The sequence below is a fragment of the Mesorhizobium sp. M2A.F.Ca.ET.046.03.2.1 genome (genome assembly GCF_003952425.1).
In the GTDB taxonomy this organism is placed as follows: Bacteria; Pseudomonadota; Alphaproteobacteria; order Rhizobiales; family Rhizobiaceae; genus Mesorhizobium.
This window is the reverse complement of record NZ_CP034449.1, coordinates 2,031,706-2,055,424: the sequence shown is the minus strand read 5'-3', so window position 1 is coordinate 2,055,424 and position 23,719 is coordinate 2,031,706. Positions and strand designations below refer to the sequence as shown.

Sequence of the window (23,719 nt, the reverse complement as noted above, 5' to 3'; positions counted from 1 at the left end):
GCCTCGTCAAATTGGCAGGGCCCAATCAGCCCACTTCATCTTTTCTTGCGAGGGGTGGCCTCTGCCCGCGCAGGCGCCTCTTTGATGCTCGCCGCGCCGCCCATGTCGCCATTCTTGGTTCGTCCGGCCCCCGGTCCGGCACCTAGATCCGCGCCCGTGGTCGGAGCGGAGGAGGGGTCAGAAAGCGTGCGCTCGCCCATCTTGGCTACGATCTTCATGTCCTTGGCCGCCAGCTTGACTGTTGCCGTCCCATCGCCATCGTCCGCCGGCATGACTTCCTCAAGGTCGTCCACGCGGTCCCATTCATCGCCCGAGTTCCACGGCCCGTTTATGTCCCCTTCGCCCTGCGACGTGTTGACGTACATGCTGGCAAATCTCTCGATGCCGGGGAGCTTGCCGGTGGGGAAGTTGTTCTCGATCGCGTACAGCGCTTTCTCGAACGATTTCTGATGCGCGATTTCGCGCGTCATGAGGAACCCTAGCGCGTCCTTGACGCCGGGATCATCGGTGATGTTGATCAGCCGCTCATAGACGATCTTGGCCCTTGCCTCCGCCGCAATGTTGGACCGCAGGTCGACGGTGGGCTCGCCGCGGGAATCGATATAGGCGGCAGTCCACGGCACCCCAGCGGAGTCGCACAGCGCAGGTGCGCCGCCGAACAGGATGGACTCCTTGGCCGTCGTGCCGCTGGCGCCAACCATCAAGTAGAGCTCTGCCTCCTTCATCTGCCCTTCGGCAAGCTGTGCTTTCAGGCCTTTGTTGAGCATGGTGACAATCGAGCCGACGACCTCCAGGTGGCTCAATTCCTCGGTTGCGATGTCGAGCAACATGTCTTTGCGGCCGACATCGTCTTCGCCCAGCCCTTGGGTGAAGTAGCGCATGGCGGCGGCAAGCTCGCCATCGGCGCCTCCGAACTGTTCCATGATCATACAGGCGAGACGCGGATTGGGTTCCGAGACACGGACGGTGTACTGCAGTCGCTTGTTGTGCATGAACATGGGGGGCCTCCAGGGTTGAGGCTCCCTAACATCGCGGCGCGGTGATTGTTCCTCGCGGAAATAGAATGGCGGATGGTCACCCGCTCTTGGCTCAGGGCGAAAGAACCTTCTGGTGGAATTTTTGCTTTGATGAGCCTTGAGGGCGATCACGCCGCGCCCGCGGCACGCTCGACTAGCGCGACAATATCGTGCCGGCGATCGGGAGCGCGTCTGACCGGTCAATCGACGCACCTCGGGACGACGGGTCAGTGATCTATCGGCGCGGGCTGAACAAGCACAAAGGTCCAGGCCGGAAGGGGGGGCAAGCGCGGCGGTTTCATCGGTCGACGTCGATCCAGGCGGGAGCGTGATCGCTGGGCTTTTCCCACCCACGGGTCTCGACATCGACACCTGCAGCTTGGATCGTCTGCGCAAGCGATGGGCTTACAAGCAAGTGATCCATGCGCAGGCCGGAGCTGCGATCGTAGCCGCCGCGATAGGAGAAGTTCCAATAGGTGTATATGCCCTTGCCTGGGTGGATCCGGAGAATCGCATCCACCCAGCCCAGGTCCAGCATGCGAGCGTAGGCGCTCCGGCTTTCCAGGAAGAAGACGGCATCGCCCAACCAGCGCGCAGGCACTACAGCGTCCATCTCGGTGGGGACGACATTGTAGTCGCCACAGAGAACGGCGTGCTCGTCTAGTAGGGATTTGATGTAGGTCAGGAGACGTTCGAACCAGCGGAGCTTGTAATCGAACTTGGGGCCTGGCGCCGGATTGCCATTGGGGAGATAGATGCAGCCGACGACAAGGTCGTCGATCTCCGCCTCTAAATAGCGGCTATGCGTATCATCGGGATCGCCCGGCAAGCCGCGGCGGCGCTCGACCGGGTCCGTTCACGCGCGAGGATTGCCACGCCATTGTAGGATTTCTGGCCGTGCCAGATCGCGCCGAAGCCGGCATCTCGAATTGCCTCGATCGGAAATTTGTCGTCCGACGTTTTCAGTTCCTGGAGGCAGACCACGTCATAGGCAGTCTCGCCAAGCCACTTCAGCAGCACCGGCAAGCGGCCATTGACGCCATTGACGTTGAACGTCGCGATCCGCGTCATCGCTATATCCCAGGGGTATTTCGAACACCCTCGGCCCCCATTCTCCACAGCCCATCCGCAGGAGCCTGGAGGAAAGCGGTAACGCCGTCGAAACGGCCAGCCAGCTCTTCCTTTACCCTCTCGAATTCTTCCTGCCCGAAAGGCTGCCCTTGGTTGTCCATGCATGGGAGCAGAATTTGAACAAGGTGCATGGCATCAACGGTGGCAGGTACGGTTTCCGCGTTCAAGGCCATTGTGAAACGTCGGTGGCCGCGATGAGGGCGTGACCGAAGGCTGATAGGCATCAAAGCCGGTAATTGACCTGTGGATTATTATCATCCGCCAGGTCGTGGATTTGGGGACTGATGATGCGCTTCTGGCTCTTTCTCGCATCGTGAGCCGGCTCGCTCCGCTAGCATGGCATTGTGGATATGAGTGGATGCCAAAGCCGCCTGACCAAATCCCACCGCTATCTGGTTCAGTGCTTTGGCCACGTCTCCGACGGCGTAGACCCCCTCGATCGAGGTTTGCGCGTGTGGTCCAATGAGAATGTAGCCGTCCTCATCACAGTGCGCGCCAACTTCCATGGCGAGTTCCGATCGAACGTCGCACCCCATGGCGGCATAAAGCACGTCGATCCGCTCCGTCGATCCATCCGCCATGACGAGATCGAGGCCGGAGTTCCGTGGAACAAGATCGTCCACGAAGTCCCGGACCGCAATGCCGGCGGCGCCAGCCTTCGCACGGGTAGACCCTGAAACGTCTTCGGGATAGTTGCATATGATGCAAATGTCCCGACTGTAGTGCCGCAGGTACAGAGCCTCTTTAAGAGCCGAGCGTTCGGGGCCAACAACCGCGATGCGCTGTCCCTGAACCTCATAGGCATCGCAAACAGGACACAGCCGAACAATCCCTGCCGCAATCGCCTTGCGCAGGCCATGCATAGCGGGGGCCCGATCGACGACGCCCGTCGCGAGCACAACGCGGGACGCATGAACGTGACCGGTAGTCGTTGCGAGAACGAAAGCACCGGGTCTTGCTGTCAGAGACTTTACGCCCGCCGCGACTATTTCGGTTCCGTATGCCATCGCTTGCGCTCTCAAGCGGGCCAGCAGATCCTTGCCTGAAACGCCATCGGGAAAGCCTGGGCAATTGTGGGTCTTGGGAATGAGTTCCGCCCGTCCGTCGCCGGCGTCGAAGAGCAGCACGGATCGCAAGAAGCGAGACAGATAGACGGCCGCGGCAAGACCGGCAGGACCGCCCCCCACAACAGCGACATCGCAAAAGCGATTGATGCCCGGATTGATCATCGCCGCCGAACAAGCACAGGCCCTTGTTGTTCCGCTAGCGTGCTTGTGCAGCATCCAGTCAAGTTGCTGCTGGCGGGAGGTCAAAAAATGGAGCAGTTCGGCGGCGCGGTTGGCGAGCTTGCTGCATGCGCTATTTCACCCAATGCCGGGGCGAAGACGATCTCGGCCGCAAGAACATGTTGCTCGACGTAACGACCGAAGAGACTCAGCCATCTCGAGGATCCAGGCTCGATTGTCACAATGCTCGACAAGGGCCTGAAACCGGAGCTTCGAGGGCAGATGAAGAAGGCCGAAGTGAACTGGATGGTTGTCGCCAGTGGCACGATGGCGGTAACTCGAGGTGGTTAGTCTGAGCATGACGTCTGGTCGGCGAAACTATCTGGTTCGGTGTGTGGCTTGTCGAATGATCTTAGCGGCTTCGTGGATGGTGATACCGCACCTGCGGGCGTAGTAGGCTGCTTCCGCGATGAGCGCGCTTTCTAAAGGCTTTTCAGCTCTATGTTTGGCCCTAAGCTTTTCCTTCTTCCCCATATCAATCATGTCGCGTTTAGCCGGAGTGGCCGCTGCTAGTGATGCCTCAGCCAAGAGAAGTAGCAGCGGGCCGCTTGGGCAGATTGGAGCCTGCTGCCCACTACCGAACTCCGTCAACGGTCATCTGTTCCAGAAGCAAGCTCGGCGCCAATCGGGACCAGTGAACTGTTGAAAGGTGAAGGGACCTTCTGGTCATGCCTATGGCGGAAGGGAACCCCCTCATTCTGGCGTGAAGTCCAGCTCAGGCGTCAATCGTCGACAGTAGGCGCAAACCAGATCGACGGTAGCTTGCACGTCGTCGAGGCAAAGAACTTCCGACGGCGTGTGCATGTAGCGCACTGGCACTGAAAGCACGCCGCTCGCGACGCCACCACGAGTCTCTTGAATTGCACGCGCGTCCGTCGGACTGGAACTACCCAAGCTCTGGATTTGGAAAGGTATGTTCTCTTCCTCGGCAGCCGGACCGAAACACCTCGAAGACTGCGGGATTGGTTTTCGCTCTCTGCCGAGGGCGTCACCGGTCGCTAGCTTGTTCACCCCTCTGAAGCCGGCGCTCTAATTCGAACCTTCACGAGAGGGCTTCAGTCGCGGTTCTTCTTTTGATGAAGGAACAAGCGGTAATTCAGCTTGTTGAAAAGAGGTCTGCGATCGTCCCCTCAAGCGACCGCAGATTGGTGGAGACACCGGCCCGCGTCCTTGCCGAGGGGCGCGGGTTCCACTCGAGGACGATTGCCGGAACCAACAGGAGTTGCTCCGGCTGCTCTGCCCTGAACGGAGAACAATCATGCTCAGATTTCTGATAACTCTCGGCGCAGTCTATGCCGCTTTCAAGCTTGGACGCGAGGTCGGGCGTGGAGAGGCTCGAATATTGGCAATGCCCCAGTAGACTACGAGCGCCGGCCGTCAGCACGGAGGTACGAGGATTAGCGTTTAGCCGGTGGGATCGGCAATCCCAGTTTACTGCAGCGCGCCCGCGTCCGGCATTCAAGGCTGGAGCAAGGCGCCACCGTATTGCGACCACAGGCGGTCGCAGCCCCATTTCCTGAGGCTTGGCGTGCCCGGTAACCCGTATGGACCATGGCACCGCGAACATCGTAACCGAGCACCGACGCGTTGGCGACGAACTGGATGGCGTGCCCCAAGCTTAAAGCGCTGATCCGCGTTTCAATTTTGCTGGTGAGGTCGACCACGCCGAAGATTTCCACATCTGCCCCTCGGCCGGCCAAAACAGCCGACGAGATCGCATCGTCCAAGGCAAGGAGCATAGCGAAGTCCCCGATAAGCTCTTCCTAACTTGGGCGCGCGCGATTGGTTCCAGGTCCGGCACGGATCGTGGCACGCCACGGAAACCCGGCAGACGGGGCGGAAGGCGCTACTTTCCGACCGGCGTGATGCACAACGAGTGGGTGCGGCGGAATCGGGCGACCGGCGGACTTCAAATTGCCGCATTGACGAACTGTCAGGACTTCGGCGCGCGTCGTGACGTCATCCAGGACCTGAAGCGGGAGATCGACGAGCTGCGCCTGAAGCAAGCCCTTCCCTAAAAATTTGTAGGCGCGGCCCGTGCACATGATTGGTCGCTCGGTCCTGGTGGGTCCGAGACCAACCACCTCTCACCCGCTGGCTTCGGCCAGCGGGTTTTTTGCTTCGCCCTCTCGCGGAATGTAAAGGGCCTGTCCAGATGGCACCTTTGCAGCGAACTGGAGAGTGAACAGAAGCCGATTTTGGTCATCCGTTACGTTCATGATCCAGGGGGTCATATGCTCCCAAAAAGACTGCTTGCTGTCGTTGATCATCTCGCCGGCCGCGCGCACTGCTTCCAGGCGCGCGGCATCCAGATCGGGAAGATCGACGCCTTCATCATCGGGGTTGAATTCGCCGTTGTCGACGTGGAAAAATGAAAAGTGGGCATGCCGCTAGCCTTGTTGAACAGCAGAACAACGCTCGCTCCATCGCTTTGTTTCGCAGCGATCGCCTGTGCTCGTTGCAAGGCGAAGCTCACAGCCATTGTTGCTGGACCATCGGGGCCGCCGGTCCTTGTCCGACTGACAGCCCACCCACGGAGATTGCACAGCCCGCTAGCTCCCAGCCAGCGGGCTTTTTGTTGCTGGAACATTCCAGCCAGGCGGCGGTTCGGATAACGGCGACGCATCTTTTGGTTAGGCTGTGCTGGCGTCGCGGTCGGGCTTGCATCACCCGACATAGAGCCCGCATCGTTCCCCTCGATGCGGGCTCATCGCTAAAGCGGAACCTGATAGGCTTATTTCGCTTATAGCCGGATGAGCACGCGAGGGGCTCGATTCATATATCGATGGATGGCTGAACACCTACCGATTTCGGATGATCCGGTGGCATTGAGCGATCTGGCTTGATTGATGAAGGGGGCCGAACGCGGAGGCATTTCACCCAGGGAAATTTAACGAAGAAGTCGATAGCGTTGCCGAGCTGATCTTTGAGGCGATGGAGCACGCCGAGGGCGCATGGCGTAGCAAAATGGAACAACATGCGATCACACCGAGTTCTACAGGCAGTGGTCGGTCCCTCGGGGGTGTTAGCCACGAATTCAGAAAGCCCGTCGCTCACGCTTATTAGCTGCGACGGGCTTTTCGTGAGCGATACCTAAAATTGTTAATGTCGAGGGATCAACGCTGGCGCATAATGCGAGTCTGCCCCGCACTTCATCGGGGTAAGGGCCCGGCCTGTCCGCCCGAAGTCCCCCCGACTCCCCGAAGGCCGGGCATCGTGTGTCTGGGGTGCCAGCTAGTCTAGTTGAGCGTCTTGTCGGCAACGAAGGGTGCCAGGGCTTCGGCAACGCGCTGTAGAAACGGCTCCAGATTGAGCACTACGCCGTTCGGCTCGACAAAGGTATCTTCCTCGTCCTGCTGCTGCGGATGCTCAAGCGTCACGGTAAACGTAGAGTCGGGCATCGCGGCCGATAGAGCAGCCGCCATCTGAGCCCGATAGGCTGCGCTTTCGTAGCGGGCTTCCCGGGGCGGCACTACCAGAAATTCTCTGGCGGACATGGCCGCCTTCATTCGCTCCAGCCATTGCATGATCTCGCCCCCGCGAAATCCCAGGCCTAAAAATCTGGCGGCCGACGCATACTTTGGTTGGGGTCCCGGATTGAAAGCGTCGGGCCGCCGTTTGGGTGGGGCGCGTCTCAATTGACGCAGGTCCAGATTAGGCGCGCTGTTTGCGCCTTTAATTTGGATGCCCTGATATGGTGAACGAGGGCTTACTATCCACAGCCATGCGCAGCAGCCGCGATAAATGCAGGCGGTGCAGAGCTTGCATGTCCTCTAATTGGTGGAGCAATTCGATGGCTAGACGTGTCGGCAGGTTGTCCCGCTCCAGTTGGGCAATGAGTTCGTGTTGACGAAGCAGATGCTGCTCACCCAGCCTCACATGGCCTTTCACCATTTCGATCTCGTCGGCGAGAACCATGAAGAGGAACGCACCTGTCCTTTGCTCGTTCCGCCGGTCCGGCGAGGGCAGCTATTTGAACGCGTATTTGTATACCGCGCGGCCGCTTTCTTCGGTAACGCGAACCCATAGCCGTTCTTCTCTGCGCGCCTGGACCTCTTTCTTGGTACTGAGGGTCGCAGCCTCCCACGGCGACTTGGCGGTGACTGTGTTACGGGAAACCGGCGTCTCGCCGGCCATCTCCTCGACTTGGTAGGTTTTCATGCATAGCGCCCCGTTTCGGTCACCGCTCCAACGATGATCGCCAGGCCTTGTTGCGGCTCAGAGGTGCGAGCGCGCGAGCCGACCTAGGCGAACGGCGCTCCACAGGCGACTAAGTTGCCTAGTTAGCGGAGGGTGCCTTCCTCATAGGTGGAACGTGGCTCGTCACCAGCCGCACAGTGTTCGTCTTGACCGTTATCCCGAGATCCTTGCCGCCGATCGTCACCGTGTCCTCGTCGACGCGTGTGACCTCTCCCACAATCTCGATCTGCTGCCCGCTGCTGATGTGAGGCGTGGTGTCCACGATCGAATGTGGTTGATGGTACGACGGGATCAAAACGCTGATCCTGTCCTCTGTCACGCGCTTGCGCACGGTTGCCGTTATGGCGACCTCGTCGCCGACCTTTATGCTGCCCTTGGCCATGCCATTACAATGCCGGAGCGGCAGATAGGTTCGCAAGCGCCAGCTAATGGAACAATCCGCCAGCCGCCTTGTTGTGTTTCGCTGCGCAGCTCGTGCCGAGGTCCCAGCGCAGCCGGGGGCCCAGACCCCGGAGCCCGTTCGACCCTCCCCAGGCGAACGGGCTCTTGTGATGGAACGTGCGACTACTGCCATATCAAATGTGGTTGGTGGCGATGCGGCACGGGCGCATAAGTGACCTATCGCCGGTAACGACCTTGTGGACATCGGCGGCTGAGAGACACACCGACCGCGCTCTTGTCTGAACCCAGACCGGGAGCAATTCGTTGGCCGATCCAGTCTCCACTTGCCCAAACCAAACAGCGCTCGACGTCGTACTCATCGCAAGCTCGAAGGAAGCGATCGAGCGGTCGCGCGAATTACTGATTGAGACGAGACCGTTGCTCAATCCCTATAGCGCAGAGCATTGCACCGTGAATTCCGTCTCGATAACCGAGGTTTGTGGGGAATGGCACGTCCTCGTCCAGGAGGACGGGAAAGAAAGCGCCCGCACCTTTGTGAGCGAGCAATATGCTCTGAACTATGCTGAAGGCCAAAGGCTGCGACTGCATCTCGACAAGGTGACGCGGATCTAGTCGCCGGCCGGTTTCTCTTCCACTGACTTGCCGCCGAAGCTCACGGGTGGCAACACCGAAGCGTCGTTCACAGTGGCGTCACAACGTGCCGAGCGACCTTGCATCGGCGAAGAGGCTGCGCCACGAAGCGTGTTGATGCGGTCTCGGGGAACATCGAGGACGCGAAAAACAAAGCCAAGGCCGTCGCCGACAAGGCAGCGCAACATCAGCCTTGATTGGCGCATTGGCGCTGGTGATTGGGCGTCGCCAAGGCCCACGCCAAAAAGCCATGTGCGGTATCGCGGAAATAGACCTCGTCCGTGTGAGTGTTGACCCATTTCGTTCGCAAACGTCCGGCGAGGTAGCCGCCGGCGGCGGCCGAGAGCCACTGAAGATGACTAGCCAGACCGCGGCACTCACCGCGAAGGCGGTGGCAGACGGCATCAACAGCAACGAAATCGAGGAAGATACCCGCAGCGTTTATCAGGCCGTGCTTGAAGCAATTCGCTCCGATTGATGGAGTTTGGGTCAACCTGCCCGGGGATTTGGACCGGCGGAGCGATGACGTGAAGGTTTCCGCCCGGTCCGCATCTTCAAAGCATTCCGGAAAGCCTCCGCTCCCACTTCGCAGCCATGTCTCGATGGGCCGTTGGAACTGATGACGATCTTAGCCTGCCCGATTGTTAGACCGTATTTCTGGGCAAGCTCAACTGGTTTGTACGTATCGTTCCAGCTCTCGATCGGTTTGGTCGTTTGCACTCCCTGGCGATAGGTCTTGGTCGCGCTCAACGGTCGTGGGACGTGGAGGTTCAACGGCAGGAGCGAAGTCCTTGCATTCGGGGAGGAGACGGACGCTGCGCCTCCAGAGAAGCGGCACGAACGACTTTGTGTCGGGAGGCCTCCGGCTTACGGATACCTGAAGAGATTGCAGGGATGCGGTACCTCTCTGCAACCCAGATTGAGGGAACAGGCCCGGCTAGTCAGCCGTCTTAGGCGGGATTTGAAATCGATAGATTATACCGCGCTCGCTATCTGTCACTCTGACCCATTTCTCGTCGGCGCCGGCTTCCCAATTTTCCGTTACAACAGCGTCGCTAATCACGCGGGCGACGGCCTCTTCAGGCGTCTCCGCAGTAATTTCGCCGCTTGCGGTCGACAAATCGCCGGCCATCTCTTCGACGAAAAAGCTTTTGGACACGTGGTCCCTTCCTTGTTGGAGCTCGGTGGCTTGTCCCGTCTCCTTGGCATTGGCAACGGGCTTTTTCGCTCATGAAGTAATCCGCAACTTAGAGCTATCTACGCAGCTGCCGTTTCCGACCTCTGGCCGTCTCCGCTAAGAACGGCCGGCGCCTTCGTAGGGTGAATTCCTGAAAGCAGGCGCCGGGCCGAGATCCTGGGGAGTTAACCGGCGTCGGGCGGTTCTGTAAAAGAAACCCCGCTTTCGCGGGGTTCTTTCGTCAGTGGACTGCATTCTTTTTGGCGGCCGCCTTGCGCTGCCCTGACTTACCCTTTGAGGCAGAGTCTTTCGAGTGGGCTGACATCGCCGGTGCGGCACCGGCTTCCTTGGCAGCGGACGCTTTAACAGCGGCTTTCTTCGGAGCTGCATTCTTCGGCGCAGCAGCCTTTCTTGCACGCCCCTTTTTCGGCTCTTCCTTCGATGAGAAGATGCCGGTGATGCTTTCAATGATGGACATTGGCTGGCCCTCCGTTGAATTCGACAAACAATGCCGAGCGCCCAGAAATTGTTCCATGGGGCGGTACTCAACGTCGCCTCATTGGCTAGGCGGTTCGGGCCGGGCCAGCCCTGCCTTCATTGGGATCTGCTCAAGATCAACTATTGCAACGAATGCCGCGCCGCTGGCCGCGATGATCGGAACTTGCAGTTCACAACCATGCTCTGACGCCGGAGCGGCGGAAGGGCTGGGCGCCTTACCCAAATAGGCGAGTTTCCGCTCTTACAGAAGCGGGCGGCTTGGCTTCCTCGGTTCCGGCAAGCTGTTACAGGGATTTGCGGCCAACGCGGCTAAGCGCCAGTCTTTTTGGCACATCTCCCTTGCGAGTGACTCATTGCGATCATCATCAGCGGTCGCTCGACCTTTCTTCGCGGCAAGCAGATAGTCAGCTCTGTTCGTGCGGTAGTCTTCTTTTTTTGCAGTCATCGTTTCCTCCCGGATTCCGCAGGCATGCCCTCCTTCTGGCCTGACGGCGGAACACACTAGCTGCCGATATATCGCGGGAGTCCACCAATTGAGGATTGTGTAGAACGATATATCCGGGGCAGCGGCTCAATCATAGGCAATTGGCTGCGTAGCCTTCTGTCTAATGAAGCTGATATGCCGCCGATCTTGCTCCAACACGCTGCCGGCTACTTTTCGTCCGCTACGGAACCTTTCCGCCCACAACTGCTTCCCTGTGATTGCTGGGAGGATGATCAATGGCAAATCTGGGCAGATTGGCTGTGGCCATATTAGGCGTGCTCGCCTACCAAAATCGCGACAAGATCGGGGAATTGCTGCGCGGGAGTCGCGATCCGAACAATCCGCAGGGCGGCATACTGGACCAACTATCCAAAGGCGTTTCCGGGACAGCGCTAGGCGATATCGTCGAGCGATTCAGGAATGCGGGAGCCGGGTCTAAGGTGGATTCCTGGGTCAGCCCCGGCCCGAACCAACCCATCGAGCCGAAAGAGGTCGAGACGGCGATCGACGATGAAACGCTGACTTCGCTTTCAATGCAGACGGGCTTGTCCCGGGATGAACTGATCGCCAGGATAACGCGTGATTTGCCTGAGGCGATCAACAAGTTGACTCCGAATGGCGAAATGCCCGCTGCAGGCTCGGAGGACATTACTCTTCTTGATCGGGTGCCGCCACGTACCGGGGCCTAGCCGGCCATTAGTCGAGCTGTGTCGTCCGAACTGCCTCCGCCTCAGCGCACAGCCGTCCGCCAGGCGCCAAGCAGTGCTCACCAGAAGGGCGATTGCCATGTACTAGGGTCGCCCGGTATTCAAACCAGAACAACGTGTCGAGAAGGAAATCGACAGCACCGTAGCAGCCCGAGGGCGATTAGGCTGGAACACGAGGCGCATCTCGTAGTTCGGTGTCGGGCGGCCGATCCAACGTCCCTCAGATCGGCTCTCCATTCCTAGTGCCATGTCAGGCCCACCACTGTGCTCCGGTGGTGGGCTTTTCATTACAAAAAGGGCCACTTTTGTCCGCATTCGACGGGCGACGCCATAAGCTGACCATCCGCTTTCGGCCCCTTTGCAGACATCGATCGCTCGACGGGCCGGCTAGCACTTCCCGATGTAGAACCCACCCGTCGGCTTGTCGTCTTTCATCCAGATCAAGGCCTGGGACATGGAGTCGACCTGGTCGTCGTGCCTGCCGTTCGGAAAGGCAAGCACCTCAAGGATAAAGTTGTCCTTCCAGTGCGCGTCTTTCGGCAGGTAGACGCTGCCATTTTCAATCATCGCTGCTGCGCGGATCAAACGGGCCTCTTTGTCGATCCGAGCTTTTACCGGGGTGGTGGCGATGGCTTGGCTATCCAGATCCGCGATCAGGCTCGAACCTGAGCCTGCATCTTCGATCAGGACGATGTCCGGGTTGTGCTCATCGATGGATTGGCGGACGACCTTGACGAGGTCGGGGTAAGACGCTCGAATACGGACGAGGTCAAGGAGGTAGTACTTGGTATCGTCTTTCGCCCAGGTCGAGCCGACCGAATAGTCGCAACTCGGGTCGCCCTTCAGAGCGGTATCCCAGCTCTGCACGATCGTCATTGAACGACGATCGAACTGAGCCAGGTCGTAGTAGCGAAACCAAGCGCGTTTGACGAGGTTGCCATCCGCCGGGGCAGGGGACTGCTGGTATTGGGCGGAAAAGGTGAGCGACCCGAGATCGCGCTTAAGCCTGTCAAGCTCAGGCATTCCGAGCCGAGCGGGATGGAGCAGGTCACCGATCTTGCGCTCCTGCCAGCGACTTGCGCTCATTGGAATTCGGGCGTCCTCGTCGGCAATTGCGGAGAGATTGAGGTGATCCCAGCCGCCCGCCTCCAAAAGGACACCCGCCAGATCGTCGACATGGAGACGCTGCATGACAAGGATAACGGCGCCGGTGGCCGGGTTGTCGAAGCGCGACATCAAAGTCGTTCGGACCCATTCAGCGCACTTGTTGCGCGCCGTTTCGGAATGTGCATCCTCCGCCTTCAGGGGATCGTCGATGATGATGTCGCCGCCGCGGCCAGTCAGCTGACCGCCGTTGCGTCGAGGCGCGCAACTCGGCACAGCTCGCTTTCCAGCGTTGGAGATATTGGCTGGCTGGAACAGCTGTGCGCTCTGGCCAGCAGTTGAATGCGCCAAGCGCCTCGACACTGTCCGGAGCCTGATGGTACTGGGCAAGAATGGTCAGGGACTGGCTTGGGCGAACGGCGCTGCGGTTGTCGGAGAACCATGCTGCAGAATCGCGGGCGAGCCCCTGGCTGTCGGCGAGCCTGCTATAGCGTATGATGATATCCTCGCGATATCCGGCAATGGCGTCGCCGAAAGCGTTGTCGCCGGCAAAGGGCAGGTCCGTCTTCCAGCTTTTTGCAAAAAGTCCCAGACCACGCGGCGAGAAGGCCTCCACCATCGCCTCCTTGAGCCACTGGCAAGGAGGTGCCGGCTTGGCGTCCGCCTGCCAGTTGTTGGCTGTCACATGGCTGAGTTCATGGCCGAACTGGTAGGCAAGCTTCGACCAGTCCCGCTCGCCGATGTCGACGATGATCCATGCCATGCTGTTCCCATCAGGATGTAGCCATATGGAGGGCGGACCGGCGGTATGCTCCTCGACGCGGAGCTTTGTCGGTTGACGATCGGAGACGAGGCGGACACCGTCAAGACATGCATGGCGCATGCGCTCAAGGATCTAATCGGCGGAACGAGGGATCATGCGGCCCCAGTCGCCGGCGAGTTCGATAGGGGCGGAGAGGAGGGTACCAATGGTCGGCGATGAAATTCGCTGCAGCATCGGAGCGTCATTCCTGTCTGACCCAACGCGCAGGCGAGCCAGTGCGCCGGTTCGGGCCAGACCAGCCATGCCTTCATGGGACTTGCTCAAGATCATCCTTTGCAGCGAATGTCAGACCGACCGGCTGTGACGATCGGAATCTTCAGCTTACAAACCGCGCTATGACGCCGGAGCAGCGCAAGCGTTGGATGACTTGTCCGTAAGCGGCCCGACAATCTTGCCGTTTGGGTGTGCGGGTATGACTGCCGGGCCTTGAGCCTGCCGTTGTGAGCCAGCCGGCTCCGTCACCCATGTATCAGCATTTGCTAATGTTTACAACGCATGGCGTCGGGGTGACGCCGGAAAATGAGCGCCCGAAGGATCTCAGCAGGGGCGACCAGGCACGAAAAGCTTGAGCGCTGGAGGCAGAAGCCTACGCCTGCCAATCTGTCTAATACATACATGAGCCGCTGGTCGAAGGCTCGACTTCGACGAAGATAGGCGCCAAACGACCTTTTCAGTCCGAGCAGCGTGAAGCCCTTCGGCAGCCCAGCGAGCTTGCACTGCATTCCGCCTGACGAGGGACCGTCAAGTCAGGCGTAGACCTGCCTAAGAGAGGACTTACCGGTTTCCGAAACTGGCAGCGGGAAAGCCTCGACCTGTCCCCCGGTCTTGTCCAGGTACTGCATCAAAGCTGTGACCAGATGGTAGAAGATGCTCGCGGGGACCTCCGTCGCTACTGACCTTCCGCGCTCATCAATCCTGTCGATCCATAAGCCAAGTGGTGCGGGATCGATATGCCATCTGAAGAGCCGGGCAACGCGCGCTTCGATCTCGGGTTTCAAGTCAGGCCCGCCAATACCATCAAGCGCAACTGCCGCCTTGATCGCCTCGCACTGCGGCCAGCTTCGCGAAAGACGGTCGAGGGGCAGTCCGTGGCGCGAGACGGCTGCATAGGCCAGACCCGTGGCCCGGTTCAAACCGCTGGCAACCGCCGACGAATAGAGCTTTCTCGCAAACGCAACTAAGTCCTTCTGGCCGCTCGCCCGCGCGAAATCGACGAGGAGGAAGGCCCATTCGAAATGGTGGCCTGGTTCGGTCCACTGTCCCTCGTCTCCCGGCAACGGCAGCCAATCGACGTCGAAGCGTTCTCCAAGTGTCCAGCTCTCCTGGTCGAAGAAATGGCATCGAAAGAGATCGATGACGCGTGCCGCGCGACGCAGGTATGCGCGGTCGCCCGTGACGCCATGCCAGGCAAGGAAGGATTCCAGCATGTGCATGTGAGGGTTCGAGAGCCGCACCCCGCTCCAGACGGGGCTCTCGAGGAAGCCGTTCAGGCTGGCATCCTCGAGATGCGTGTCGATGAAATGAAATGTCTCTTGTGCAAGCCGTAGGGCATCCTGGTGGCCGCATCGATGAGCATGGGCAAGCGCCAGCAGCACACAGGCTTGGTCGTAGGCATCCTCCGCCGGATCAGCCACGCCGCCGTCGCATTTTAGGGTGCGTACCCAGCCGCCACGGTCGGTACGACCGCATTTCGCGATGAAGTCGATCCCGTGGTTGAGAAGTTTGTCGGCGGGCCCAGGCCAACCGCGTTCCTTGGCCACCGCGAAAGCGTAGATCTGACGTGCCATTGTCCGCATGCGTTTGGGCTTGCGTAGCGGCCTCGCATCAAAACCGAGCGACTCATGAAATCCGCCATACACATCGTCGACCCCTGCAGTGGACCATACCGGCAGTGTTTCGTCGAAAAGCCAGTGCTCGACGCGCTTGCGCCATGACCCACTGACGATGACCCGGTCTTCCGACGCCGTGAACTTGGTTTCGAGTCGTCCGCTCTTCTCCAACTGCTCGACAACCTTCTTGACGTTCTGGCTGTGGCTGACGGGGGCAACAAATACCGCGTCCGGTGTTGCCACCACCGCCACATCCTTCATTCCGACGACGGTCAGCAGCCTGCCCTGGCTTCGAAGGTAGGACCTGCTGCAGTCCATCGCGACGACATCTCCCATCACAACGTTGCCGTCGCTGTCGACAGGGCTGGCTTCGAGCAGCGATTGCCACGATCCAAGATCATTCCAGCGGAAGGAGGCCGTAACCATCGCGATGTCGTGGGCACGCTCCATGACGGCGTAGTCGATCGAACTCGACGGGACAGCTGAGTAGAAGCTCCGTGGTAGGTAGATGCCTGAAACGTCGTCCCGTGCGGTCTTATAGGCCCGTTCGGCGCTGTCCCAGATATCTGGCCGGAACTCAAGAAATGCCTGCGCATCGTGTCCGCTCGAAACAGGAACAGGCCGGCGTTCCAATAGAACCTCCCCGAAGACGCATATTGGCGAGCTGTCTCGGCATCGGGCTTCTCGACAAAGCGCGCAACGGCGGCCACGCCGTCAGCATTTGCCGCAACCTCGATGTAGCCGTACCCGGTTTCCGGATGTGTCGGCTTGATGCCGAATATGACAAGGCGTCCTGACTCGGCCACAGGCCGGCCCATCTCGACGGTTTCCCAGAATTGCGCCTCGGTTGATATCTCATGATCGGAGGGGACCACGAGCACAAGCGCGTCGGAGCCATGCTCGAAGATCGTCTGCAGGGTTGCTATGGCGACTGCCGCGGCGGTGTTGCGGCCAACTGGCTCGAAAATCGGTCTGCCGCCGTCCTATCCGAGTGGACTGATGTCGGAGATGACGCGATCGGCATGTCGCTCGGACGCTATCAGGTAGATTGGGGTCTCACCTTCGGACCGGGCCTTGAGGCCGAACGGTCTTCGCAAGCATGGATCCGTCGCCGGAAATGTCGTGGAATTGCTTGGGATTGTCTTCGCGCGAGAGCGGCCATAGCCGTGAACCAACGCCCCCGCTCATGACAAAACATACGATCCGGCCCGGCATGGTCCAGTTCCTCTCAGAATGTTTGGCTGTAGGCGCCGACTTCTGGATTGCGGCGCAGGGCCATGGCATGGAGCTCGGCAGCACGCCTTTTGATGCAGGAGTGCCCGGTCCTCCAGTAGTCGCTCATGGAATTATTTTGCGCGAGAGCCGGGTCCGTCATGAAAAGCCCCGTCGGCGTCACGTCCATGACGAACGTAGATTTCGGATCCAGCGCGGAGATGTTCCGCGCCAGCATGACGCCAAACTTGTCTGCGAAAATCTCGCGGCCTCCATCGACGTCGCAATCGCGGTCGCCGTCGTCATCGAAGCCGAGCCCCATGCCGAGCGCCTGTACCACCATCAAATTGAACTCGGGCTCTTTCTCGGAGCCTGGATGCCCCAACCACCAACACGTGTCGCATTCCCGGAAGCCAGTGGCTTTGACGAGAGCGCTGGTTTCGAAGGCGAATATGTTCGACTTGGCTTGACCGACTAGGTTGAGCGTCACGTTTCCATCCGCAATTGCGCACGGAACGATCCTAGCACGCTGTGTAGCCTAAGCTCTCTTCATGAATTGGGGTAGTCCGAATGCCCCGGTTTGCCCCCATCCTATTGAAGCACCCCTGCGACGGCCGCAAGGATGTCTCGTGCGCTTTCTTAACGGTCTCGCAGCGCTTCGTGTTTGTATTTCGCCAGCGGCGAGAGAAAGTAGCCAATGATACTGCGCGCGCCAGTCTTGATCTCGATCGTCACCGCCATGCCCGGACTGAGCTTGACGAGCTTGTCGTCCACCTGCATGTACGCACGGTCAAGCGAAACGCGCGCGGCATATTCCAGTTCCTGACCCCTCGGCTCACTGTCGCTCTGCTCTGCGCCCGATGCGCGGTCGTTCGAACCGCTCTGCCTCTCGCGAGGTATGGCGTCCGGTGACACGCTGAGCACTTCTCCATGAAGAAGCCCGTAGCGGGTGAAGTTGAATGTGTCGACCTTGATTTCTGTCTTCTGTCCCGGGTGGACGAATCCGATATCTCGGTTGGAGAGCATGGCCTCGATTTCGAGATGGCTCTCGCTCGGAACCACCACGGCCAGCGGCTGAGCAGGCGTGACCACGCCTCCTATCGTGTGAACGGCGAGTTGTTGTACGACGCCGTCGACCGGCGCGGTCAATCGTTGGAACTTCGTGCGCTGCTCTGCCTTGGTCTCCTCCTGCTCGGCACTCTCAACCCTTTGGTCGGCTTTCGCGAGTGCGTCATAGGTCGCGCGCCGATACTCCGCGACGGTCTTTTCTCTCGTTTCCCTTAGCACCGCGATGGCTGCATCGGCTTCGCGCAGCCGGCTCTGCTGCAGGTTGAGATCCTGCTGAAGGCCGACCAACTCCTGATACTCGGAGAGATAGTCGACCTTCGAAGCAAGCGCGTTGTCGACGAGCTTTTTGCGAATATCGACTCGCTCCTGCAGCACCGGTGTTGTAGCCTGGAGCTTCGCGACGCTTGCCAAGGTCGTTGATCGTTCCGCTTCTCTCTGATTCTGCTGGCGCTCGATCTCCGCGAGCTTGGCGTTCTGTTCGGCGACCTGACTGATCAGAAACTGACGATGCATCTCGATGTCCACTGCGCTCGCGCCCTGCGGCGGCCGGAAGGCCGCAAGTGGATCCTCGGCGAGCGCGGCGCGCAGCCGGGCGACGTCGAGTTCGGCCGAAAGGAGATCACTTCTCTGGCGCTGCTGGTCGGCTTCCGTCATGGTCGGGTCGAGCTCGATCAGCACGTCACCGGCCTTCACGTTCTGTCCATCGCGTATATTGATGGCGCGGACAATGCCCGTCTCGAACGGCTGAATCAGCTTGGTGCGCCCGTCTGGCACGATCTTGCCCGTCGCCGTTGCGACGATATCGATGCTGCCTAACGACGCCCAAATCAGCGTGACGCAGAAGACTGCGACGATACTCGCCGCGATCGCGCGACCGATCGGCGACGGTGGCGTTTCGGTGATTTCGAGCGCTGCCGGCAGGAACGCTACTTCGTGCTCGTGGCGGCGAACTTGGGCTCTCGGAAATGGGACGATGTTTCGGCTAGCGGACTTCATGGATGCCAGCCTGCAGATAGTGGAGGTTTGCGTAACGCCCGTTCGAGCGGATCAGGTCATCATGGGTACCATCCTCGACGATACGGCCATGCTCTATCGTGATGATCCGGTTCGCGTGGCGCACGGTCGAGAGCCGATGAGCGATGACGAAGACGGTTCGGCCTGCAGAGATTCGTTTCATGTTCTGCTGAATGGCGCGCTCGCTTTCGTAGTCCAGGGCGCTGGTCGCCTCATCGAGGATAAGGATGCGCGGATCGGCAATGAGTGCCCGAGCGATTGCGACACGCTGGCGCTGCCCGCCGGAAAGACTGCTGCCGCGTTCGCCCACGATGGTGTCATATCCCTCCGGCAGCTCGAGGATGAAGTCGTGAGCGCCGGCCAGCGATGCCGCTGCAATGACGCGGTCCATCGGCATAGCCGGATCAGCGAGCGCGATGTTCTCGCGAATGGATCGGTTGAAGAGCACGTTCTCTTGCAAGACGACACCTATCTGGCGTCGAAGCCAGGTTAGGTCGACCATCGCCAGATCGACGCCATCGACCAGCACGCGTCCGCTCTCCGGCACATAGAGCCGCTGTATCAGCTTGGCGACGGTGCTCTTGCCTGACCCCGAGGAGCCCACGATGCCGATAACCTGACCGGGCTCGACGCTGAACGAGACATCGTGCAGCACCTCGGGGCCGTCGACCCGGTAGCGGAAAGTCGCATGCTCGAATGTCACCTGCCCGCGGATTGCCGGCAATGCGGCGCGGCCAGGATTGAAGCTTGGCTCGGGAATGGTGTTGAGGATATCGCCAAGGCGATCGATCGACAGGCGGGCCTGATGGAAATCCTGCCAGATCTGCGCGAGCCGCAGCACCGGCATGCTCACGCGCCCGGCCAGCATATTGAATGCGACGAGCTCGCCGACGGTCAGGTCGCCGCCGATCACGAGCTTGGCGCCGAAGTAAAGGGTTGCGGCGACGACCAGCTTGTTGATCATCTGCACCGCCTGGCTCGCAGTATTGTTCAGGCTGAGCACGCGGAAGCTTGCGGTCACATAGGCGGCGAGCTGCTCCTCCCAGCGGCGCTGCATCTGCGGCTCGACCGCCATGGCCTTCAGCGTCTCGACGCCCGTCACGGTCTCGACCAGAAAAGCTTGATTCTCCGAGCCGCGATCGAACTTCTCATCGAGGCGCCGGCGAAACAGCGGCGCAGCTCCCGCAGAAATGCCGATGTAGAATGGGAACGACGACAGGACGATCAGAGTCAACGGAGTTGTGTAATAGAACATCACCGCAAGGAAAACGACGGTGAAGACGAGATCAATGACAAGCGTGAGCGCCGAGCTCGTCAGGAACTGCCGGATATTCTCGAGCTCGCGGACGCGTGCGACTGAATCCCCGACGCGGCGTGTCTGGAAATATGCGATCGGCAACGCCATCAGGTGACGAAACAGCCGGGCGCCGAGCTCGACGTCGATGCGGTTCGTCGTGTGCGCGAACAGATAGACGCGCAGCGTGCCGAGAACAGTTTCGAAAACGGTCAGCGCGATAAGGCCCGCGACCAGGACGTCGAGCGTGCTCATGCTTCGATGCACGAGCACCTTGTCGATGACCACCTGGAAGAACAGGGGCGAGATGAGGGCAAAGACCTGAAGGAAGAATGACGCGATCAGCACTTCGCCGAGAAGATGGCGGTATTTGTGGACCGCGCCGAGAAACCAGCCGATGTCAAACCGCCGGGACAGGTCCGTAAGGGCAGCGCGCCGGGTCATCAGGATGATATCGCCGTCCCAGATGGACTCAAGTTCGGCCTGGCTCATTGTAATGGGTTGCGGCGACGATGGGCGCTGAACGAGGAGCTTGTCGTCGACGACTTTGCCGAGGATCAGGAATCCACCGTCCCGAAGCACGGCGATTCCCGGCAGCGGAGTAACCGCAAGCCGATTCCAGCTCGTCCTCTGTGCCCGAGCCTTGAGTCCGAAATCTTTTGCACAGCGCAGCACTTCGGTAACGCCCACTCGCGCCGCGCCCATGCGATGCCGAATTTGGTCCGGCTCGGCCGCGATGCCATGGCAACGCAGCAATATCGCCAAGGCGACGAGCCTTGGGTCATCGCCGCACTCAGACGCAGTGCCCGCCGTCTGGGCGGCCTCATCGCGTCGATCGGCGAAACGAACACGCATCAAGGTACTGCTGGCGCGCCGTACCAGATCACGCCCACGGCCAATAAGGGCATGGAGCGCCCGCTGCGCGACGTTCTGTGATCCAGCCAAGATCAAACGGCCGTCCCACATTGCTTCGAATTCCGCTCGCGTGATCAGCTTCGCATTTGAAGAGGGTGGATGCAGCACAACCGCGCCTTTGTCGCTGACCTTTCCGAGAAGCAGAAATCCACCATCATGCAGTGAAGCGATGCCGGGCAACCGGATATCCGCAAGTTGTTTCCACTGTGTCTTGCGCGAACCGACCTTGAGCCCGAACTCGCGGGCGCAACGAAGCATCGCGCGGATGCCGATTGCACCGCCGCCGCCACAGCGATCGCGGATCTGGTCGGGCTTAACGTTCACGCCATGAAAGCGAAGGAACAGAGCCAGGGCTCGAAGTCCAAAGTCTGCGGCGTGGGCATTCTCGTTCTGCATCGCCATTCTGGCTTAACCCTTCGCGGATACGCGTCCGCGTTCGATGTTCCTTCTCAGATTCACAAACTTGACGGTGCCGCACCCAGGCGCTGGAGCCCCTGGGTGCGGAGGCGATCAATGTTGCGGTCTGGTCAGGTACGAGTCGTGATTCCAGTTGGTTCCATTCGACAAGGACGCCACGATCTGACCGTGATCGACGTGGCCAGAGTTGCCGGCCAGGTACTGGTTCAGCAGCGCAAAACTCTGGCTTGCGAGGGACGCTCTACTCGTGCCGGACGCAAGCGGATGATCCGCCATAGTAATGTTTTGCGACGCCAAGGTCTTAGCGGTGCCGGCGACCAAGTCCCTGTGCTCGTTCAGCCAAGCAAAGCGCCGGGTTGACAAGGACGCTAGCGACCTAGCGGGAGCATGCTCATGATCCGTCTGGGCGATCACCCGCGGCGAAGTCGTGGTGGCGGCAGGCCGAGGATCCGTTACGGCGATGGTCTGCGGCGAGGCTGTCGAGACGGCGCCTGTGGCCGGATCCTTCGCCGTTGCCGTCAGCGTGAGTGTCGCAACCGGATGAGCCGCGCCCCTGTAGTTCGATTGCAGCGTCAATCCGCTGTCGACCTGCGCGGCCGTCAAGGTGATACTCTTGCCACTGAACGTCTTGCCGTCGAGTTTGTCGGTGATCGTCTCGTACTTAGGCAAGCCCGTCACCATCACGGTCACGAGATCGTTGGGGTCGGTCGTTGTCACCTTGACCCCGAGGTCGACCGTACCGCCCAGCCCGTTCACGTCGAGCGTTGGGTCGGCGATGGTGAGGACCGGCGCGATCACTGACGGGGTGGTTGGTCTCGTTGGGGTGGTTGGAGTCGTCGAGGTCGTTGGGGTGGTTGGTGCTGTCGTAGGGGTCTGGATCGATGACGTCGTCGAGGGAGCGACGTTGGCACCCGTGACGGTGTCGCCGCTGCCCGCCTTCTGATAAAGCTGAACCCCGTCGATCTGCATTTGCATCGACGATGGGGTCGAACCATCCAGAGCCGTATGCCATCCGCTCGCGTTCGAATTCGCGACCCCCATGTTCATCATCAATTGCATCGGTTCATCCGGGATCGCGACCTGTGCGCTGGTCACTTGCGCCATTTGTTGCCCGTCCAGATACCAGGTGATCGATTCACCAGGCACCCAGTTGATGCCGTAGGTGTGGAAGCCGCCCGTGAGGTTGATGCCGCTGTCGATGGTGTCGCCGACCCACCCTGACGGTCCGTGGAGGTGCCAGGAGAAATTGTTGTCCGCCGGCCCAGAACCGGTAAATCCACCCTCCTGTATATCGAGCTCGAAATTGTCGCCGCTGCTGCCCGCGCCGTCGCCGGGCATCAGCCAGAGGCCTGGCCATGCGCCTCCGCCGCTCGGCGCCTTCATGCTGATCTGAAGGTAGCCGCCGTTGAATTCGAAGTTGCCGTAGCTGCTGACGGCGCCGGACGTGATCGGGAATGTCTGTGCCACCCCACCCTGATTTATGCCGCTGATGGGCTGTTTGATCGCCGTGAGATCCAAGGTCCCGTTGCTCACCGACACCTGGCTCGGCATATCATAGTCGGCATTATATGGGCCGCCCGGCGTGCTTCCTCCCGACCCATTGCTATTCCAGGCCCAGCCGTTGGCGGCATTGCTGGTGATATAGGTATGCCAATCGCTGTCGAGCGCCGTGCCGGAGAAGTTTTCCTCATAGACGAGGTCGCTCGAGGCAAAGCCTGTTGGTGCGGAAAGAGTCATTCCGTGATCCTTCTTGGGCGTTGAAAAAAATTCACTGCCGCGCATCGCCAAAGTGCGTGAGACGTCGCACGCGCAGCTAGGCAACGCGAACTGATTTCAAACTCGTAGCTGGGCTACGAGAACTGATTTCAAACTCGCATAGGCAACGCGACTGATTACAAAGTAGCGGAGATTTGGGTGTCTTCGCCCCAGACACTGATGTCGAGCGGGCTCAACGTTGATTTCACCATCGAAGACGAGTCTTGTCGACGGGAATGCTTGTCAGGTTCTCGCCCCTGAACCCGTGTACGGTGTCGCTGCCAACGCGCACAAGGCTTTCAACGATTTGAGCCGCAGCCGAATTGAAGTCGACCGCATGTCTCCCGGCGGGCGCGCCGCCGAGCTTGCTATTAAGTATAAGCACAGTAGTCCCTTAGTTCATTGCGTCTTTTTTGTTCTCATTCCGCCCGCACCCCTAAGTAAACACAGGCATTTCCGCATTTAAACTTGCTCAGACACCGTCTTGTACCTGCGTAAATTATTCGAAGACGATGTATATGACACAGGCGACCATACTACGATTTGCGGCGAGAATGAGGCTCGGCGGGTGATTGTTAACACATTCCTAATGTAACTTATTAACACGTTCTAATATGGAAAGTGATCAACGGACCGCGCCGGGGCACCCTCCCAGATGGCCTGCCACGATCGTATCTGTCGGTTTAAATGTTGCGGTCGCTTTGGGTGCCCGTTGGCTCGCGCGGGTCGTTCGCATTTGAGGTAGTCGAAAGGGATG

General features: G+C 59.8%; 19 protein-coding genes and 3 pseudogenes. 4 read left to right on the top strand and 18 right to left on the bottom strand.

The window, feature by feature from the left end; genetic code table 11:
- Positions 1–35: 35 nt before the first annotated feature.
- From EJ072_RS09800 to EJ072_RS09765, 4 genes and pseudogenes are all read right to left on the bottom strand, one after another.
- On the bottom strand, positions 36–998 hold the full coding sequence (locus tag EJ072_RS09800; protein WP_126079512.1) for a manganese catalase family protein: 963 nt from the start codon (positions 996–998) through the stop codon (positions 36–38).
- A 316-nt stretch (positions 999–1,314) separates the two neighbouring features.
- Positions 1,315–2,087 (bottom strand): annotated as a pseudogene (xth, locus tag EJ072_RS09795) (exodeoxyribonuclease III).
- Positions 2,088–2,401: 314 nt separating this feature from the next.
- Positions 2,402–3,430, bottom strand: coding sequence for an NAD(P)/FAD-dependent oxidoreductase (locus tag EJ072_RS09785; RefSeq protein ID WP_245463172.1), 1,029 nt, complete (start codon positions 3,428–3,430; stop codon positions 2,402–2,404).
- Positions 3,431–4,830: 1,400 nt separating this feature from the next.
- Positions 4,831–5,172: a hypothetical protein gene (locus tag EJ072_RS09765; protein WP_245467263.1), complete on the bottom strand. Its 342-nt coding sequence runs from the start codon at positions 5,170–5,172 to the stop codon at positions 4,831–4,833.
- 495 nt (positions 5,173–5,667) lie between these two features.
- Between EJ072_RS09765 and EJ072_RS35915 the strand changes: the two genes are divergently transcribed.
- Positions 5,668–5,808: a hypothetical protein gene (locus EJ072_RS35915; RefSeq protein WP_189343274.1), complete on the top strand. Its 141-nt coding sequence runs from the start codon at positions 5,668–5,670 to the stop codon at positions 5,806–5,808.
- Between the two features lie 864 nt (positions 5,809–6,672).
- Here the strand turns inward: EJ072_RS35915 and EJ072_RS09755 are convergent.
- The 4 genes from EJ072_RS09755 to EJ072_RS09740 all read right to left on the bottom strand — a co-directional run bounded on the left by EJ072_RS09755 (position 6,673) and on the right by EJ072_RS09740 (position 8,015).
- Positions 6,673–6,960, bottom strand: coding sequence for a hypothetical protein (locus tag EJ072_RS09755; protein WP_126079507.1), 288 nt, complete (start codon positions 6,958–6,960; stop codon positions 6,673–6,675).
- 148 nt (positions 6,961–7,108) lie between these two features.
- The gene (locus EJ072_RS09750) at positions 7,109–7,351 is read right to left on the bottom strand and encodes a hypothetical protein (RefSeq protein WP_126079506.1); all 243 of its coding nucleotides are present in this window, start codon (positions 7,349–7,351) and stop codon (positions 7,109–7,111) included.
- Positions 7,352–7,402: 51 nt separating this feature from the next.
- Complete coding sequence (locus EJ072_RS09745) at positions 7,403–7,594, bottom strand: hypothetical protein (RefSeq protein ID WP_126079505.1); 192 nt, start codon at positions 7,592–7,594, stop codon at positions 7,403–7,405.
- A gap of 118 nt (positions 7,595–7,712) precedes the next feature.
- Positions 7,713–8,015 (bottom strand): hypothetical protein, encoded by a 303-nt coding sequence (locus tag EJ072_RS09740; RefSeq protein WP_126079504.1) that lies wholly within the window; start codon positions 8,013–8,015, stop codon positions 7,713–7,715.
- A gap of 323 nt (positions 8,016–8,338) precedes the next feature.
- Between EJ072_RS09740 and EJ072_RS09735 the strand changes: the two genes are divergently transcribed.
- Entirely contained in the window at positions 8,339–8,647 is a 309-nt protein-coding gene (locus EJ072_RS09735) for a hypothetical protein (RefSeq protein ID WP_126079503.1), read from the top strand.
- Positions 8,648–8,870: 223 nt separating this feature from the next.
- Positions 8,871–9,143, top strand: coding sequence for a DUF768 domain-containing protein (locus tag EJ072_RS09730; protein WP_126079502.1), 273 nt, complete (start codon positions 8,871–8,873; stop codon positions 9,141–9,143).
- Positions 9,144–9,602: 459 nt separating this feature from the next.
- Here EJ072_RS09730 and EJ072_RS09725 read toward each other — a convergent pair whose 3' ends face one another.
- The 3 genes from EJ072_RS09725 to EJ072_RS09715 form a co-directional block, all read right to left on the bottom strand.
- Positions 9,603–9,824 carry a hypothetical protein gene (locus EJ072_RS09725; protein WP_126079501.1) on the bottom strand — a complete coding sequence of 74 codons (222 nt, stop codon included), beginning with the start codon at positions 9,822–9,824 and terminating at the stop codon, positions 9,603–9,605.
- Between the two features lie 259 nt (positions 9,825–10,083).
- Positions 10,084–10,320, bottom strand: coding sequence for a hypothetical protein (locus EJ072_RS09720; RefSeq protein WP_126079500.1), 237 nt, complete (start codon positions 10,318–10,320; stop codon positions 10,084–10,086).
- A 261-nt stretch (positions 10,321–10,581) separates the two neighbouring features.
- Positions 10,582–10,785, bottom strand: coding sequence for a hypothetical protein (locus tag EJ072_RS09715; protein WP_126079499.1), 204 nt, complete (start codon positions 10,783–10,785; stop codon positions 10,582–10,584).
- Between the two features lie 275 nt (positions 10,786–11,060).
- Here EJ072_RS09715 and EJ072_RS09710 point away from each other — a divergent pair, with 275 nt between their 5' ends.
- Positions 11,061–11,513, top strand: coding sequence for a YidB family protein (locus EJ072_RS09710; RefSeq protein WP_126079498.1), 453 nt, complete (start codon positions 11,061–11,063; stop codon positions 11,511–11,513).
- Positions 11,514–11,918: 405 nt separating this feature from the next.
- Here the strand turns inward: EJ072_RS09710 and terL are convergent, their stop codons facing one another.
- From terL to EJ072_RS09675, 7 genes and pseudogenes are all read right to left on the bottom strand, one after another.
- Complete coding sequence (gene terL, locus EJ072_RS09705; protein ID WP_126079497.1) at positions 11,919–12,767, bottom strand: phage terminase large subunit; 849 nt, start codon at positions 12,765–12,767, stop codon at positions 11,919–11,921.
- Positions 12,768–12,786: 19 nt separating this feature from the next.
- Positions 12,787–13,398 (bottom strand): hypothetical protein, encoded by a 612-nt coding sequence (locus EJ072_RS09700; RefSeq protein WP_189343273.1) that lies wholly within the window; start codon positions 13,396–13,398, stop codon positions 12,787–12,789.
- A gap of 806 nt (positions 13,399–14,204) precedes the next feature.
- A pseudogene (locus EJ072_RS09695) lies at positions 14,205–16,502 on the bottom strand (AGE family epimerase/isomerase).
- 58 nt (positions 16,503–16,560) lie between these two features.
- A pseudogene (locus EJ072_RS36695) lies at positions 16,561–16,821 on the bottom strand (phosphomannomutase/phosphoglucomutase); the annotation flags it as partial.
- Positions 16,822–17,138: 317 nt separating this feature from the next.
- A complete protein-coding gene (locus EJ072_RS09685; RefSeq protein WP_126079495.1) occupies positions 17,139–18,563 on the bottom strand; it encodes an HlyD family type I secretion periplasmic adaptor subunit in 1,425 nt (474 codons plus the stop codon).
- On the bottom strand, positions 18,550–21,192 hold the full coding sequence (locus EJ072_RS09680) for a type I secretion system permease/ATPase (protein ID WP_189343272.1): 2,643 nt from the start codon (positions 21,190–21,192) through the stop codon (positions 18,550–18,552). The genes EJ072_RS09685 and EJ072_RS09680 overlap by 14 nt, the downstream gene beginning before the upstream one ends.
- A gap of 108 nt (positions 21,193–21,300) precedes the next feature.
- The gene (locus tag EJ072_RS09675; protein ID WP_189343271.1) at positions 21,301–22,944 is read right to left on the bottom strand and encodes a glycoside hydrolase family 16 protein; all 1,644 of its coding nucleotides are present in this window, start codon (positions 22,942–22,944) and stop codon (positions 21,301–21,303) included.
- Between the last annotated feature and the right edge of the window lie 775 nt (positions 22,945–23,719).

Coding starts and splice junctions, on each gene's coding strand:
- EJ072_RS09750 (WP_126079506.1), bottom strand. CDS start 7,351: ATGGTTCTCGCCGACGAGATCGAAATGGTGAAAGGCCATGTGAGGCTG.
- EJ072_RS09710 (WP_126079498.1), top strand. CDS start 11,061: ATGGCAAATCTGGGCAGATTGGCTGTGGCCATATTAGGCGTGCTCGCC.
- EJ072_RS09800 (WP_126079512.1), bottom strand. CDS start 998: ATGTTCATGCACAACAAGCGACTGCAGTACACCGTCCGTGTCTCGGAA.
- EJ072_RS09785 (WP_245463172.1), bottom strand. CDS start 3,430: ATGCTGCACAAGCACGCTAGCGGAACAACAAGGGCCTGTGCTTGTTCG.
- EJ072_RS09745 (WP_126079505.1), bottom strand. CDS start 7,594: ATGAAAACCTACCAAGTCGAGGAGATGGCCGGCGAGACGCCGGTTTCC.
- EJ072_RS35915 (WP_189343274.1), top strand. CDS start 5,668: ATGCTCCCAAAAAGACTGCTTGCTGTCGTTGATCATCTCGCCGGCCGC.
- EJ072_RS09675 (WP_189343271.1), bottom strand. CDS start 22,944: ATGACTCTTTCCGCACCAACAGGCTTTGCCTCGAGCGACCTCGTCTAT.
- EJ072_RS09700 (WP_189343273.1), bottom strand. CDS start 13,398: ATGGCATGGATCATCGTCGACATCGGCGAGCGGGACTGGTCGAAGCTT.
- EJ072_RS09685 (WP_126079495.1), bottom strand. CDS start 18,563: ATGAAGTCCGCTAGCCGAAACATCGTCCCATTTCCGAGAGCCCAAGTT.
- EJ072_RS09765 (WP_245467263.1), bottom strand. CDS start 5,172: ATGCTCCTTGCCTTGGACGATGCGATCTCGTCGGCTGTTTTGGCCGGC.
- EJ072_RS09720 (WP_126079500.1), bottom strand. CDS start 10,320: ATGTCCATCATTGAAAGCATCACCGGCATCTTCTCATCGAAGGAAGAG.
- EJ072_RS09740 (WP_126079504.1), bottom strand. CDS start 8,015: ATGGCCAAGGGCAGCATAAAGGTCGGCGACGAGGTCGCCATAACGGCA.
- EJ072_RS09755 (WP_126079507.1), bottom strand. CDS start 6,960: ATGCAATGGCTGGAGCGAATGAAGGCGGCCATGTCCGCCAGAGAATTT.
- terL (WP_126079497.1), bottom strand. CDS start 12,767: ATGTCGCGCTTCGACAACCCGGCCACCGGCGCCGTTATCCTTGTCATG.
- EJ072_RS09680 (WP_189343272.1), bottom strand. CDS start 21,192: ATGGCGATGCAGAACGAGAATGCCCACGCCGCAGACTTTGGACTTCGA.
- EJ072_RS09715 (WP_126079499.1), bottom strand. CDS start 10,785: ATGACTGCAAAAAAAGAAGACTACCGCACGAACAGAGCTGACTATCTG.